This window comes from Ktedonobacter robiniae, from assembly GCF_016587375.1.
Taxonomy (GTDB): domain Bacteria; phylum Chloroflexota; class Ktedonobacteria; order Ktedonobacterales; family Ktedonobacteraceae; genus Ktedonobacter; species Ktedonobacter robiniae.
In genome coordinates this window covers 1,146,412-1,161,359 of record NZ_BNJG01000001.1, presented here as the reverse complement: position 1 = coordinate 1,161,359, position 14,948 = coordinate 1,146,412, and the positions used below count along the sequence as shown (strand labels likewise).

Here is a 14,948-nt window from a genome sequence, read left to right as displayed (position 1 = left end):
TCTTGTGATAAGGGCGTAGGATGTTGAAGGAAAGAGATATGCCGATAATATTCTGATGTAATAGCTCTCAGGAGCAGCCGCATATATTTGGTGCGAGCAGCGTCTTTCTTACTAGAGGGAATAGTTGCGTATCTTTTCCATCTCTATGTTCGTAAAAGAAGAAAGTAACTTTTATCGGTCTCGTTTTACTGAAGCAGCCGAATCTGGCGGTGAGCATGTGCGGGGAGCAATCATGGAAGGGAATAAGCATAGTAAGCCTGGCGTTATTGTGGGTACACATGTGAAATGTTTTGTGACACCTTGAAATAGCATCCCAAAGAGTGTGTCAGGAACATTGCCGGAAGTGAACGCTATACCGGGAATAATACCAACGGAGTCGCTGTTATAAATGGTGAGTTAGCAATCAAGTCGCAAGAGTGCTAGACAGAGCAAAAAGAATATGCTATACTTTTAGCAGTCAGACGAACCAATTGCTAACTACTAACCGAAGGGAATCATCCCCCTATCTTGAGAAAAGATGAGGAGCATATAAATAATGAAATGTGAGCGTTGTCGAAAGAATCCCGCGCGTGTTCGTGTAGATCAGATGGTTGACGGGCGACGCGAATCGCACTACCTGTGCCAGTCGTGCGTTGACGAACTGATGAACGCGATGGGCCAGATGGGTGGCATTGATAATATGGATATTGCAGGTGCTCCCTTCCCATTTGGTTTCTCGGGCGGTTCACAGAAAGCTTCGGGTGGTCAGGGGAGTGTCAATACTGCGACGGCTGAACGGCAGCCGAAGCAGAGCAAGACTCCCACGCTTGATCAATATGGTCGCGATCTGACGGCTGAAGCGGCTGAGGGGAAACTTGATCCTGCGGCCGGGCGTGCGAAAGAGCTACGCCGCATGATTACCGTCCTGGGTCGCAGGCAGAAGAATAATCCTGTCCTGATTGGTGAGCCAGGTGTTGGTAAAACTGCAATCGTTGAGGGCCTGGCGCGCCGCATTCAATCGGGCGATATTCCACCCAATCTAAGTGGCAAGCGCATTGTCTCGCTCAACATTGGCGGTATGGTCGCAGGTGCGATGTTCCGTGGTCAGTTTGAGCAGCGTATCAAATCTATTCTGGAAGAATTGCGCGATAATCCCGATACAATCGTCTTTATTGATGAATTGCATACTGTTGTTGGTGCTGGCGCGGCTGAGGGTGCGGTTGGCGCGGGTGATATGATCAAGCCTGCCCTGGCACGCGGTGAGTTGCGTTGTATTGGTGCTACTACCCTGGACGAGTACCGCAAGCATATTGAGAAGGATGCTGCCCTGGAGCGCCGCTTCCAGCCAATTATGGTGAGCGAGCCTAATGTTGAGGAAGCCATCGATATGCTGCATATCGTGCGCGCCAATTATGAGGCCCACCATGGCATTGGTATATCAGATGAGGCTATTGAGGCCGCGGTAAAGCTGTCTGATCGCTATATCAATGATCGCTTCCTGCCTGATAAGGCTATCGACGTCATGGACGAGGCCGGCTCCGCCCTGCGCCTGGAGGCGACCGAGAAGGGCATCTTGAGTCCAACTTTGATTGCTGACCTCGAGAAAGAGTTGGCAGAGATTCAGGCTCAGAAAGAGGCGGCGGCGAACGCGGAAGACTACGAGCATGCGGCTTTGATGCGCCAGCAAGAACTCCTGGTGCTGGAGAAGCTGAGCGAGGCGCGTGGTAAGTCTCAGGATGAAGTCTCACTCATCGTGACCCCTGAGCATATCGCCAGGGTCGTAGAGACCTGGACTGGCGTCCCGGTGAGCCAGATGCTGGAGAGCGAGCGTCAGAACCTGCGTCACCTGGAGCTGGACCTGCGCAAGCATGTTATCGGCCAGGACGAGGCGATTTCAGCCGTGGCGCGTGCGATTCGCCGCTCGCGTGCTGGCCTCAAAGATCCGAAGCGCCCAATTGGGTCCTTCCTCTTCCTGGGTCCAACTGGTGTTGGTAAGACCGAACTGGCGAAGGCTCTAGCCGCTGAACTCTTCGGTGGTGCCGACCACATCATTCGCTTCGATATGTCGGAGTATATGGAGCCGCATACCGTCTCGCGTCTGTTTGGTAGCCCTCCCGGATATGTGGGGCATGACGAGGGTGGTCAGCTGACGGAGCAGGTACGCCGTCGCCCCTACAGTGTTATTCTCTTTGACGAGGTTGAGAAGGCGCATCCTGAGGTCTTCAATGCCTTGTTGCAGATCATGGATGATGGTCGTCTGACCGATGGTCAGGGTCGCACGGTCGACTTTAAGAACACCGTCGTGATCATGACCAGTAACGTAGGCGGTTCAGACCTGAAGAAGGCCGCGAACATTGGCTTCACCATCAAGAAGGGTGAGTCTCTGCGCGAGGAGCAGAAAGAGGCGATGCGCTCGAAGGCGTTTGAGGGTCTCAAGCGGGTCTTCCGCCCTGAGTTCATCAACCGTATCGACCAGATCGTTGTCTTCAACTCGCTGGCCAAGAAAGAGCTCTACAGCATCGTTGAACTCTTGCTGGACCAGGTTCGCTCACGCTTGAGCGAGCAGCGGATCGAGCTGGTGGTCAGTGATGCCGCCCGTGACTTCCTGCTTGAGGAAGGCTTCGACGAGGAGTATGGTGCTCGCCCATTACGCCGAGCCATCCAGTCTTATGTCGATGACGCGCTGGCAGACGCCTTGCTGGCAGGTGAAATCGTCAGTGGCCAGGCGGTATACGTCGATGTGGAAGATAAGAAAATCGTTGTTCGCCCCTACGAGGCGGTGAAAAATAACGCCTAGCACAGGCGAAGCCGCAGATAAGAAAAAGCCAGGTGGCCGGGAATCCTCCCGGTCGCCTGGCTTTTTGGCACAGAGTTCTATCCCTGGGGAAAAGAGGTTGCTTGCATCTATTCTGAGAACTCAGCCGTGTAAAGAGCAAGTGAAAGAAACTTCCCTTTTTTGGCAGAAAATTTAGGCATGATAATCTGTACGTCTCTATAAAATTGGGAGGTTTTGTTGGGCCTGGGAGGTGCCTGGAGGAGTAGGTGAGGGTGGTCATAAGCGGGTTAGGGCGGTGGTAAAAATGTCTATATCAAAACTTTTGAAGTTGAAGAATAAAGGCAGCATCGTATGATGGCAGACAAAAGCCCTGAACGGGGACAATATAAAAGCGTGGAAGTAAACGATTTGCAGCGGCAACTCCGCGAGAGCGAAGCGCGCTATCGTTCTCTGGTTGCGGCATTAGCGCAAATGGTGTGGGTAGTGGATGCTGAAGGGGCTATGGAGCGCCAGATGGAAGCCTGGCATGCTTATACCGGGCAGTACGGCAGGCGGTTGAGCCATCAAGATATGCAAGCGATGGTTCATCCCGAGGATCAACAGTGGGTGGAGCATGCCTGGCAAAGCGCCTCCCTCAGCGGGAGGCCGTATGAGCTTGCATATCGTATCCAGCGCTTTGATGGTATCTACCACCATTTTGGTGTACGTGCCATTCCCGTTCTGGGTGAGTATGGCAAGGTGCGGGAGTGGATCTTTATCGGCACCGACATTGATGAGCGCAAGCGTGAAGAGTTAGAAATGTCCCAGCACTTAGAGTCTGCCCTCCCTGATATACAAGAGAGTGATCTGGCACGAGAGACGTCTGTACTGATTAGCGAGCGGCAGCATCTCCTGCGTGCGCGTGAGGAGACACGGCATCAGGTCGTGACTTTGCATGCCACGACCCAACGTCTGGAAGAGTTTATTGGTGTTGCCAGCCATGAGTTACGTACTCCATTGACTGCGATTAAAGTCAACGTTCAACTGGCGATGCGACGCCTCAAGACGGCTATGAAACAGTTGGATATACATGAGACAGAGACATTTGATAAGATTAAGATGGCCAGCGACCTGATGGAGCGTGCCGAGCGTCAGATCGGTGTGCTTTCCAACCTGGTAAGTGACATGGTAGATATCTCGCGGATTCAGTCTGGGCGCTTTGCGTCCTACCTGCGGCAAGATGAATGCGATGTGCGCGCAATAGTGGAGCAGGTTGTCAGTGAGCAACAAAAGGTCAACCCTGAACGTACAATACATAAAGAACTCTCTTCAGACGATACCCTGACAGTTATTGCTGATGCGGGAAGAATCTCCCAGGTAATAAATAGCTATCTACGCAATGCCTTAAAGTATTCGGCCGCCGACAAGGAGATTGCTCTATCTCTTCAGCGAGCAGGAGCGTGCGTGCGCCTGGAGGTGCGCGATCAAGGGCAGGGTCTTACTGTGGAAGAGCAGCAGCGTGTCTGGGAGTGTTTCTATCAATGTCCAAAGATCCGGGTGTTAAGCGGTTCTGGCGTTGGGCTGGGACTGGGACTCTACATCAGCCAGACAGTTATAGAGCACCATCATGGGCATGTAGGTGTAGAGAGTATTCCCGGTCAAGGATCAACGTTCTGGTTTGAGCTTCCACTGGCACACCGGGAGTTAATCTAGCTATGCCAGGAGAAAAGAATGCAGTCAAAGCGAGTGAATAAGTGGTTAGCCTGGGGAGCAGTATCGCTGACAGCGCTCGGTGTTGGGGCGGCGATCAAAAGTTTGATGCCTCCTCGTTTTAACATGCAATTGTTGCCCGCCGGGGAGAGTGGTACTGAGAAGCAACAGTGGGACCAACAGCTACCCGACGTGGATGTTCATATTTTGCGCTGTGGAAGCGTCTTCTGGCCTGAGCTGGTCATGGTTCGTGGCTCGCTCTCGCTCAAGCCGAGAAAGATTGCTTACAGTTCGGTCCTGATCCGGCACCCTCAGGGCACCTTCCTCTATGATACGGGCTTGAGTGGCGATATCTATCAGCATCTGAAGGATCAGCCATTGACTTTTCGCCAGACGCTGGCACGCTTCAAAGTAGAACAGACACTGAGTGGGGCCTTACATGAGCAGGGCCTAAAACCGGAAGACCTGGACTTTGTGTTGCTCTCGCACCTGCACTGGGATCATGTCAGCGGCGTTCCCGATATAGTAGGTGTGCCGCTGCGCGTCAATCGCGTCGAGTTTGATGCAGCCAAACAAGGTGTGATTCCCCTCCATAAGGGTCTGGTATGGCGTCTGATGGAGGGTAGCCCTCTTACCTGCTTTGACCTGGAGGGGCCTTCGTATGAAGGTTTCCGTTCCAGTCTGGATGTGTTTGGTGATGGCTCTATCGTGCTCGTCCCATTGCCGGGTCACACTCCTGGCAATACTGGTATGTTCATCAATCGCGCCAATGGTGCTCGTCTCTTCTTTCTGGGCGATGCCGCGCATGTGGCCGAAAATTACCTCTATCCAACGACACCACACCCGTTCTTCTGGAATGGTGTGACGAGCGATAAAGCTACGGCCTTACAGACATTGTTAGAGCTTCATCACTTTGCACGTTCTCATCCAGAGGTACCTTTAATTGCGATGCATGATGCGCGCATGCAAGAGGCGAGTATGCAGGTAGAAAATGAGCGCCTGGCAAGGATATAATAAAGCAACGCAATCCAACTCCTGGAAAATGACTTTCAGGAGTTGATAATTGAGAAGAGCAGAGGCGTTCCAATAGGGATAGAGCGGATGGCGATCACGAAGTCAACACAAAAAGATACATATATCGATCACCAGGGAAGGCGTATTCGACGAATGACGTTCGAGCAGCGGGCGGAATTACGAAGAAATTTTACTGCTTCCCTTCCACTATGGCGTCACCCACTGATTGGCTATCTCCTGAGCATCTTGCTCGTGAGCCTGCTTGGCTGGGGACAGCAAGCCCTTGATGGTTGGATAGGCGGGGGCGGAATCTATTTCGCGGGTTCGCTGCTTCTGCTCCCCGTGCTGTTTATTGCCACCTTCTGGGGTACCATGCCCTCGCTCTTTACGGTGCTGCTGGGCGCACTCTATATTGATTACTTCTTTATCGGTTATAACCAGAGCATTAGCTGGCAACATTGGGAGGATGGTCTACGAATCCTCCCATTCTTCATTTCTGGCATTACGATTGCCATCATCACGTCCCAGCGCGAGCGTGCGCGCTGGCAGACCTTGATAGCCGAGCAAGAGTTGAAAGAGTATGCCGCAGAGCTGGAAGTCAGTAACCAGAAACTCGAAGATGCCAATCAAACGAAGGATCGCTTCCTCTCCATCGCCTCTCATGAATTGAAGACGCCGATCACCACTATTCGCGGCCAGGCCCAGCTGGCTCTGCGCCGCCTGGCCAAGCAGGATGGCGAGATGAATGTGAGCGATATGCATACTGCCCTGGAGCGCATTAATGAACAGACGATGCGCCTGACGACGCTCATTGAAGAGTTACTTGATGTCAGCAGTCTGCGTACCGGTAAAATGGCACTTAACAAGAGTAAGCTAAACATTAATGAGCTTTGCCAGCAGGTGGTTGATGACCAGAATTTGCTCACCGGACGGCATATAGAGCTAAAGCTGTCGCCAAAAGAGGTCATGGTGAGCGTAGATCGAGATCGGATCGAGCAAGTCTTGATCAATCTTGTGGGGAACGCGGTCAAGTATTCTCCAGAGGGGAGCGTGGTCCAGGTTTGTGTTGAGCGCAAATGGCGCAAGGCGCTGATCCATGTGCGCGATCACGGTAAAGGCATCGCCCCCGATCAACTCGAAAAAGTTTTCGACACCTTTTATCGTACTCCTGACGCCGAAGCCTCCACGAAAAAGGGCCTGGGCCTGGGCCTGAGCATCTCCAAAGAGATCATCGAGCGTCACGAAGGCCGCATCTGGTGCGAATCCCAGCCCGGCCAGGGCAGCGAGTTCTTCGTCGAATTACCTCTGAAGTAGCTAACTTGATATCCTATCCCATGCGTTGAATTGTAAATCGACATAAAACCTGGCACGAACCTTACTCTGAGGAAATTGCCCATTTAGCTTACTGGGCAGAAGATTATGAGCTATGACTTGCTGCACAAAAAAGCGTCTCCTAGAGTAAGGAGGCGCTTAAGTCACACAGGGGTGAAAGGAGTCGAACCTTCTGAAAGTCGTTTTGGAGACGACCGCCTCAACCGTTGGGCACCACCCCTACAGGGTCTAAAACTGTTAACTCTACATATTTGTAAAGTTAGCGGAGAGGGAGAGATTCGAACTCTCGGAAGGATTGCTCCTTCAGCGGTTTAGCAAACCGCCGCACTAGGCCACTATGCGACCTCTCCGGACAGTGTTCGCCGAAGCTATTCACTCCTTCGAACTGGAAATAAGTATATAGCACAGGCGCCGTTTTGTCAACACTTTTTATCAGGTTTTTTTAGAGGCGTTGATAGTTCCAACTGAGGCATTCGCCGTTGCGGAAGAGCATGTGTCCATGAAAGGGCTGGGGCTCGCCATCAAAGACCATGGGCAGAAAATACTTGTCGCTGGGCCACATGGGCAGCGTGGTGACGGTATCGCGTGGTACCCACTCCAGCGTGCCTTCAGCGTTTCCGCTGTGTGCCGTGCCATGCCAGGCATCGATCAGGAAGATAAAGCCAAACCAGTCGGCCCCGTTTTTGCCGAAGCCTTGCCAGGAAATGGTGCCGCGAAGCTGCATATGGTCTGCTTCTAGCCCCGACTCCTCGCGTATTTCGCGGCGCATACCCGTAACAATATCTTCATTGGCTTCTACACGGCCACCCAGGCCATTGTATTTGCCATAGTGCAGGTCATCTGGTCGTTTGTTGCGATGAATCATCAGGATCTGCTTCCCGTCGGGGGAGAGAATATACCCCAGAGTTGCCAAAATTGGTTGGAACATAGCAATGTATCTCTTTCAGCTGTGCTTGACCTCTCGCACCTGCGGCGCTCGCCTGATAGGTGGTCTGGTGCGTGGCTGCCAACCTGTGACTGGCAGCCACGCACCAGACCACCTATCAGGAATTTAAATCATCTCTCTCATTGTAAGCGAGCGAGTGTGTTGGTGACCAGTGGAGAGGAGATTTGGACTATCGTGTAGCGAGCTGGCCCTGTTTCAGGCAGGGCCATAAAATTATCCTAACACGCTTCAAGGGGGCTTTGATGAGGTTGTGGTTGAGGCAAACGTGCTTTGAACTGGCTAAAGCGTCCAATCGTCCTGAGTAAATGCGTCAAGCGAAATGGCATCTTGTGAATCGCGGGTAGATTATATTCCCTCGCCATACACACGTTCCACTCATAAAAAGTAAGAATCAAGATGGGTATGCAATAGCCACGCATAAGCTGAGAAATGGCGGGAAAGCCTTGCCCGAACTCTCCTGGCTCAACAATGAGCAGGTCATATAAGCGGAATTGTTCTGGCATTGTGCCATAGATATCGACTCTATGACCCCCTAGCTCCAAAGCATGGCGTAGCATATCTCGGATCAGTGGTTCTTCCTCAATTACCGCGATATACATAACGTTACTTCCTTGTAATGGAAATTAAGCATACTGGACACGCAACTGCTTATAAGCAATAATACCATGGAATACGTGAATTTTGATATTAAAATCTTATAAGTATTTTCAAATGTCAAAAAATGATATAGAAATGCAAACAAAAGTTTCGCAATTGCGAAACTTTTGTTTGCATTTCTGTTGCTCATTTGTAGCGCTTCTGTCGTTAGGAGGGGAGTAATCCAGGTAGCTCACGCCGCAAGAGCTTCCCGGCTGAGTTGCGTGGAAGTTGTGCGACCGCGTAAATAGCCTTTGGCCGTTTGTAGTGTGCTAGATGCTGTGTAACATATGGAAGTAGCTCCGTGGCTGTGAGGTTACTCCCCTCTCTCAGGCGTACAAAGGCGATGGGGAGCTGTCCCCACTGTGGATCATCAACGCCGCATACGCCTGCCTCCTCTACCTCTGGATGGCTCATGAGCACAGCTTCAATCTCTGCTGGATAGACATTCTCGCCGCCAGAGATGATCAGATCGGTGCGCCGATCGAGTACATACAGGTACCCTTCTTCATCCACATATCCCAGGTCTCCCGTGGTGAACCAGCCATTATGAAATGCGCGCGCGGTGGCCTCGGGACGATGATCATAGCCGGGTGTAATGGTTGGTCCCTGAAGATGAATAATACCTGGCTTGCCAGGAGGAACGGGCTGATAGTCTTCAGTGAGGATACGCAACTGCACGGGGAAGAGGGGCTTGCCAGCCGAACCAAGTTTGTGTAGTGCATCAGCAGGCAGGAGTGTTACCGCCTGCGCGCATGACTCGGTCAGGCCATAGGTCTGCACTACAGGAATATTTTTGGCGGCGCAGCGTTCCAATAGAGGCCTAGGGGCTGGCCCTCCTCCCAGGAGCACGCAGCGCAATGTCACGGGATACCTTCCCTGTGCCCCTGGGGTGTCGAGGGCATCAAGCATTCGCTGAAGGACGACGGCCACAACCGAAATAATGGTAACTCGCTCGTCAAAGATGGCCCGATTGACGGCTTCAGGCTCAAATTTCTCGTGTAAGTTGACGCTAATACCGTTGATAACGCTGCGCATCAGGACTGTTAGTCCGCTTACATGGAAGAGCGGTAGACAGGCAAGCCAGCAGTCATCGGCATAATGGCCAAGAGTGAGCGCCGAGCCGAGCGCGCCCCAGCAGAGCATGCCATAGGTGATCAATACCCCTTTAGGATGCCCCGTGGTGCCGGAGGTGTACATAATGGAGTGAACCGCATCCAGGCCAATGGTCTCTTGCAGCGCGATCACAGGCCCCTCGGTCTGATCCGCGACCAGAACGTTCTGCTGGACATCGCTTGTAATGAGCACATGCGCGAGAGGCGTAATTTCGTCAGCTAGTTGTTGGGCTATATCGGCGTAGCGCTGGTCACTACAGAGAAAGGTTGCCCGGACGTCGCTCAATTGCCAGGCAAGTTCCTGCTGGGTCAGGCGGGTATTGAGCGGGACCAGGATGGCGCCCAGGCGCATCAAGGCGTGGACCGTGACGACAAAGGGCAGACCGTTAGTCGCCAGTAGGGCAACACGACTCTCCTTGCTCACGCCACGAGCCGCGAGCTGGTAGGCCAGGTGATCGGCCTGGCACCGCAATTCGGTGAAGCTCCAACATACAGAACCACATTGTATAGCCAGGTGGTTAGGCTGATTCTCGGCACAGCGTAGGAGCCAGTTGGGCAAGATGGTATCGTGAGATAAAGCGGTGTTCATCGAACTTCCTCTTGTGATGGCATGAATGTATAGCGAGCCAGGGCCGCCTGATCAAGCTGTATACCTAGCCCTGGCGTTGTCGGAACGGGCATTAAACCGTCCCTGATAGTTAACTGCGTGGCAAGTAAATCATCTTCGAGAAGCGCAAGCGTGGCTAAGCCACATTCCATCGCCACTTCGGGCGAGGCGGCTGCGAGGTGGAGCGTGGCTGTCAGTGATATACCTGCCTCAAGCGAGCTTGTGAGCACGCAACGTATGCCTGCGGCGTTGGCCGTTTGAATGATGGAGCGTGCCGGGTAGAGCCCACCCACCAGTTGTGGCTTGATAATGAGCACGTCGGCGGCCTGCCAGTCTAAGATGTGACGCGTGCTTGCCAGGTCGTAGACCGCCTCATCAACTGCCAGGGGGATTGCTACCCTTTGCCTGAGTTGATACATGCCCTCAAGGTCAAAGGCGCGCAGTGGCTGCTCTACATATTGAATGTCATATTGGGTGCAGGCTTCCAGGATGGTTGCTGCTTGCTCCAGGCTCCATTTCTCGTTGGCATCCAGGCGCAGGTGTACCTGTGGTCCTATCGCGGCTCGTACGGCTGCAACCCGCTTTATTTCCTCTTCGGGATGATCAGACAGACCCATCTTGAGCTTTAGACAGTCAAAACCCGCCTGGATGGCTTTTTGCGCGGCCTGTGTCACGGCCTCGGTTGTGGCGGCGCCAATGACGGCGTTCACGGCAACATTAGCACGTGGTCGCGTGCCAGCGGGGGCTAACAGTGTATGCAGGCTCATGCCTTCGTGCTGGCCCCATGCATCAAGCAGCGCGCATTCCAGGCCATAGATGGCTGAGGCGGGATATCCCTGCTCTTCCAGGAGGGGATAGAGGCTGCTTACTGCCTCCACACAGTCGCGCTGGAGCAACTGATCCCGCAGGGTGTTGAGAGCAGCATTGGTCTCGGCGAAGGTAGCGCCACCGAAATCTGGCAGTGGTGCCGCTTCGCCCAGGCCTATGATGCCCCCTGATGTCGTGATCTTGATTAGACAGCCCTCACGCTGCATAAATGTGCCATGTGCCGTCGTGAAGCCCCCAGGCATAGGGATGCGATAGGGAAGAAGGTCTATTGCCTGTACCTGCATATGCTTGTTTCCTCTGTGCTCAAAGATGTCCTCTCAATACGTCCCAGGTACAATAGCATGCAGCTACCAGATTGATTGCTGGTAGCTGCACGCATAATGCTTCTTGGTCGTGTAGCTGGCTTAGGGCAGGCGTGGATACTTCGAGAAATCGGGCTTGCGCTTCTCCAGGAAGGCGTTTTTCCCCTCTTTGCCCTCTTCGGTCATATAGTAGAGCATGGTGGCGTTGCCTGCCAGCTCTTGAATGCCGGCGAGCCCGTCTGTATCGGCATTAAATGCGGACTTGAGGAAGCGCAGCGCGATGGGACTCTTCTCCAGAATTTCGCGGCACCACTGGACGGTCTCCTCTTCAAGCTTCTCCAGGGGCACGACTGTGTTGACCAAGCCCATGTCCAGGGCTTCCTGGGCATTGTACTGGCGGCACAGATACCAGATTTCGCGGGCCTTCTTGTGCCCAACGACGCGCGCCAGGTAGGTCGCACCCCAGCCGGCATCGAAGCTGCCCACGCGAGGACCGGTCTGACCGAAGCGGGCGTTGTCGGCGGCGATGGTCAGGTCGCAGAGCAGGTGCAGGACATGCCCGCCGCCAATAGCGTAGCCCGCGACCATAGCGATGACGGGCTTGGTCAGGTATTTAATTACCTTCTGCAACTCCAGGGCGTTCAAACGAGGAACGCCATCCTCGCCAACGTAGCCGCCCTCGCCACGCACGCGCTGGTCGCCACCTGAACAGAAGGCACGCCCACCGGCACCTGTGAAGATAACGACGCCAATCTCTGGGTCTTCGCCGCAACGGCTAAAAGCATCAATCAACTCAAACAGGGTACGTGGGCGAAAGGCGTTGTGTACCTCGGGGCGATTGATGGTGATTTTGCCAATGCCCTCGGCCTTCTCAAAGATAATATCGGTATAGTCGCAGACTTTCTGCCAATCCAAAGACATGGTATATTCTCCTTCGAATAAGTTATAGATCAAAGAGATATGCTCTGCAAGCAAGCGCAATACACACTGGATCGAGCCTGCTCGCTCTTTTATCCCTTATGATAACACTTGGGTACAGAAATTCCCTACCTGGGCAACAAAGCGCTCAGGTTGCTCCAGATGGGGCGCATGGCCCGCTCCAGGAATGATATGCCAGCTTGCACGAGGCAATTTTTGTTGCATCTGTTGCGCGATGGCACAGAACTTGCTATCCAATTCGCCTGTGAGCAAGAGTGTGGGAAGGTCGAGCTCGCCCAGGCGTGCATGGAGCGCTGGTTGTGAGCCAGTGCCAACTCCACGTAGACTATTTGCCAGACCCGTCGCCTGGTTGTCCAGGCGTTGCTGATGGATGGCTTCCCGCTCCTCTTCTGGCAATCTTTGCTGGCTCTCGAAGAGTGGTTGTTTCTCCCAGTAGTCAACGAAGGCCGGAATGCCCTCGCGCTCAATCCGTTTTGCGAGCGCCTCGTCACTTGTTCGGCGCTGGAGGCGCGCCTCGCTGTCAGCCATCCCTGGCGAGGCACTTTCTAAGATGAGCGCGCGGAAGAAGCCGGAAAAGGCGTTGTAGAGCGCGATCCGACCGCCCATGGAGTAGCCAAGCAGAATAGCTGTCCCTGGCTGGACATCCAGTTGGCGGAGCGCCTCCAGAATATCTTCCTGACAATGCTCCATTGCATAGCGCGCTGGATCGCTGGGGGCGTCAGACTGACCATGTCCCAGCATATCAAGCGCGATCAGTTTGACGTTATATGAAGAAAGCGATGCGAACAGTGGGCTCCAGGAGAGGGCGCTCCCGGTAAAGCCATGCAGCAAGACCAGGGGGGGATGCTGTGGCTTCCCATAGATCACCGCCCCCATGTGCACACCATTCACAACAAGCTGCCTCAGACTCATAATGCGTAGTGTACTGCCCATACCGTGTCTACCTCCCTCTCTGCTCTGCTGATGCCAGGTCCTTGAGGGCCTTATGGACTACCTGCCATAGTTGGCGATGCATTGCGACGTTACTTGCACGCTCGGTGCGTATCTCTACAACATGTAATCCGCCCTGGTCTATACCTGTCGTGACTGCCTGGCGGAAGGCGTTCCAATCCTCCGCGAGGGAGTAACGCCCTCCATACATCCCAATCACGGGCGCGAAATCCAGCCCGGTCGGAGTGCCAAAGAGTTCCTCAAAATGTGCCGGTTGCGCGGCCTGGGGCAGGAATGAGAAGATGCCGCCCCCGTCATTATTTACCAGCACAATCGTCAAATTAAGCTTATGCAGGCGTGCCGCTAGAAGCCCATTGAGATCATGGAAGAACGACAGGTCGCCAATCACCAGCACTGTTGGCACTGGCTGCTCCTGCACCGCGTTGGCGGCACTGGTTCCTAACGCGCTTGAGATCACGCCATCGATACCGTTGGCTCCTCGGTTGGCAAGGACGCGTATAGGACGTGGCTGGCACCAGAAGAAGGTATCCAGATCGCGCACAGGCATGCTATTGCCTACAAAAAGCGTTGCCTCTGTGGGTAGCAGTTCAGCTAGCTCAGTGAAGACGCGTCCCTCGAAGGGTTCAGCAAAATCCTGAATCGCGGTATATAATGCCTGACGTGTTAGCTGGTCAGCCTGTTGCCACGCTGCGAGCCAGGAAGAGTTTTCTGGTGCCTCTGTATCGATTAGCGTAGCCAGGAGATCCCGACAGAACGCAGCGGGCTCGGTGTGAAGCATCATGCTGCTCAGGTGGGTTGGGTCCTGCCAGTCTCCCTGTCCATCAATCACGATCTGCTGGCAGCTGGGATAGCGTTGTAGGTAGAGCAAGAATGGTTTTGCCACCGGCATAGGGCCAAAGCGCAACACCACCTCAGGCTCGTAGCATTCAGCAAAGGTGTTGAGCCGTAGGAAGGCATCATAGCTGGAGAGCACTAACTGCTGATCGATAGGCGCGCAGCGTAGCTGCGAGAGAGGATCAGCCAGAATAGGATAGCCCAGTTTTTGTGCCAGTGGAATGAGCGCGCTCGCCAGGGTAGGATCGGTGCCTGGGCCAATCACAATAAGACCGCGAGGCTGCTGCTGAAGGCGCGCAGCCAGCATAGAGAGCGTGGTCTCTGGCAAGCGTCCTAAAGGCGCTTCATGGACCGCTGTATATGGCAGTTCGTTATCGCGCCCCTGCCAGGCGGTGGTCAGACGTTCTTCGGGTGGTGGGAGCGGTGCCCCAGGCTGTGGGTCCTGTGTGAGTGGTTCGCGGAAGGGCATATTCAGGTGAACAGGACCGGCGGGCGTGGCGTGTGTCAGAGCGCTCACTCGATGTGCGAGCGCGCGAATGTAACGGAGCGCTGGCTGGCTCGCCTCTGGCAGCGCGACATCCATAAACCACTTTGTATGCGTGCCAAAGAGGCGATTTTGATCAATGGCCTGGGGGGCGCCGCTCTCTCGTAGCTCATGTGGGCGGTCGGCGGTCAGGACCAGGAGCGGAACATGGGTCAGGCGGGCCTCAACCACGGCAGGAAAGAAGTTTGCCGCGGCTGTACCGGAGGTGCAGAAGAGTGCCACCGTCTCCCCCAGCGCTTTGGCCAGGCCGAGAGCAAAGAAGGCCGCGGAACGCTCATCGACGTGAAGCCAGGCGCGTATGTGAGGTGATTGAGCAAAGATATATGCCAGGGGTGTAGAGCGCGAACCAGGACAATAGACCACGTGGTGAACGCCTGCTCGTGCCAGCTCCTCAACGAAGGCACCGACATAGGCATAGGTTGCGTTCTGTGGACGGAGATGTTCTTGTGACTGCAT

11 protein-coding genes and 2 tRNA genes are annotated in these 14,948 nt (G+C 54.1%); 4 read left to right on the top strand and 9 right to left on the bottom strand.

Going from position 1 to position 14,948, the window contains the following annotated elements; all coding sequences use genetic code 11:
• The first annotated feature begins 535 nt into the window (after positions 1-535).
• The 4 genes from JMJ04_RS04755 to JMJ04_RS04740 all read left to right on the top strand — a co-directional run bounded on the left by JMJ04_RS04755 (position 536) and on the right by JMJ04_RS04740 (position 6,772).
• Positions 536-2,776 carry an ATP-dependent Clp protease ATP-binding subunit gene (locus JMJ04_RS04755; protein ID WP_201369402.1) on the top strand — a complete coding sequence of 747 codons (2,241 nt, stop codon included), beginning with the start codon at positions 536-538 and terminating at the stop codon, positions 2,774-2,776.
• Positions 2,777-3,106: 330 nt separating this feature from the next.
• A complete protein-coding gene (locus JMJ04_RS04750) occupies positions 3,107-4,447 on the top strand; it encodes a PAS domain-containing sensor histidine kinase (RefSeq protein WP_201369401.1) in 1,341 nt (446 codons plus the stop codon).
• Between the two features lie 18 nt (positions 4,448-4,465).
• Complete coding sequence (locus tag JMJ04_RS04745) at positions 4,466-5,458, top strand: MBL fold metallo-hydrolase (protein ID WP_201369400.1); 993 nt, start codon at positions 4,466-4,468, stop codon at positions 5,456-5,458.
• An 87-nt stretch (positions 5,459-5,545) separates the two neighbouring features.
• Complete coding sequence (locus tag JMJ04_RS04740; RefSeq protein ID WP_201369399.1) at positions 5,546-6,772, top strand: sensor histidine kinase; 1,227 nt, start codon at positions 5,546-5,548, stop codon at positions 6,770-6,772.
• Positions 6,773-6,938: 166 nt separating this feature from the next.
• Here JMJ04_RS04740 and JMJ04_RS04735 read toward each other — a convergent pair.
• The 9 genes from JMJ04_RS04735 to menD form a co-directional block, all read right to left on the bottom strand.
• Positions 6,939-7,011 (bottom strand) — tRNA-Trp (locus JMJ04_RS04735).
• A 42-nt stretch (positions 7,012-7,053) separates the two neighbouring features.
• A tRNA-Ser gene (locus JMJ04_RS04730) sits at positions 7,054-7,140 on the bottom strand.
• Between the two features lie 92 nt (positions 7,141-7,232).
• Positions 7,233-7,718 carry an NUDIX hydrolase gene (locus JMJ04_RS04725; RefSeq protein WP_201369398.1) on the bottom strand — a complete coding sequence of 162 codons (486 nt, stop codon included), beginning with the start codon at positions 7,716-7,718 and terminating at the stop codon, positions 7,233-7,235.
• Positions 7,719-7,954: 236 nt separating this feature from the next.
• On the bottom strand, positions 7,955-8,335 hold the full coding sequence (locus JMJ04_RS04720) for a response regulator transcription factor (protein WP_201369397.1): 381 nt from the start codon (positions 8,333-8,335) through the stop codon (positions 7,955-7,957).
• Positions 8,336-8,540: 205 nt separating this feature from the next.
• Positions 8,541-10,076 carry an o-succinylbenzoate--CoA ligase gene (locus tag JMJ04_RS04715; protein WP_201369396.1) on the bottom strand — a complete coding sequence of 512 codons (1,536 nt, stop codon included), beginning with the start codon at positions 10,074-10,076 and terminating at the stop codon, positions 8,541-8,543.
• A complete protein-coding gene (gene menC, locus JMJ04_RS04710) occupies positions 10,073-11,206 on the bottom strand; it encodes an o-succinylbenzoate synthase (protein ID WP_201369395.1) in 1,134 nt (377 codons plus the stop codon). Before menC ends, JMJ04_RS04715 begins: the two co-directional genes overlap by 4 nt.
• A gap of 120 nt (positions 11,207-11,326) precedes the next feature.
• The gene (menB, locus tag JMJ04_RS04705) at positions 11,327-12,145 is read right to left on the bottom strand and encodes a 1,4-dihydroxy-2-naphthoyl-CoA synthase (RefSeq protein WP_201369394.1); all 819 of its coding nucleotides are present in this window, start codon (positions 12,143-12,145) and stop codon (positions 11,327-11,329) included.
• Positions 12,146-12,241: 96 nt separating this feature from the next.
• Positions 12,242-13,096 carry a 2-succinyl-6-hydroxy-2,4-cyclohexadiene-1-carboxylate synthase gene (menH, locus tag JMJ04_RS04700; RefSeq protein ID WP_201369393.1) on the bottom strand — a complete coding sequence of 285 codons (855 nt, stop codon included), beginning with the start codon at positions 13,094-13,096 and terminating at the stop codon, positions 12,242-12,244.
• A gap of 7 nt (positions 13,097-13,103) precedes the next feature.
• Positions 13,104-14,948 (bottom strand): 2-succinyl-5-enolpyruvyl-6-hydroxy-3-cyclohexene-1-carboxylic-acid synthase, encoded by a 1,845-nt coding sequence (menD, locus tag JMJ04_RS04695; protein WP_201369392.1) that lies wholly within the window; start codon positions 14,946-14,948, stop codon positions 13,104-13,106.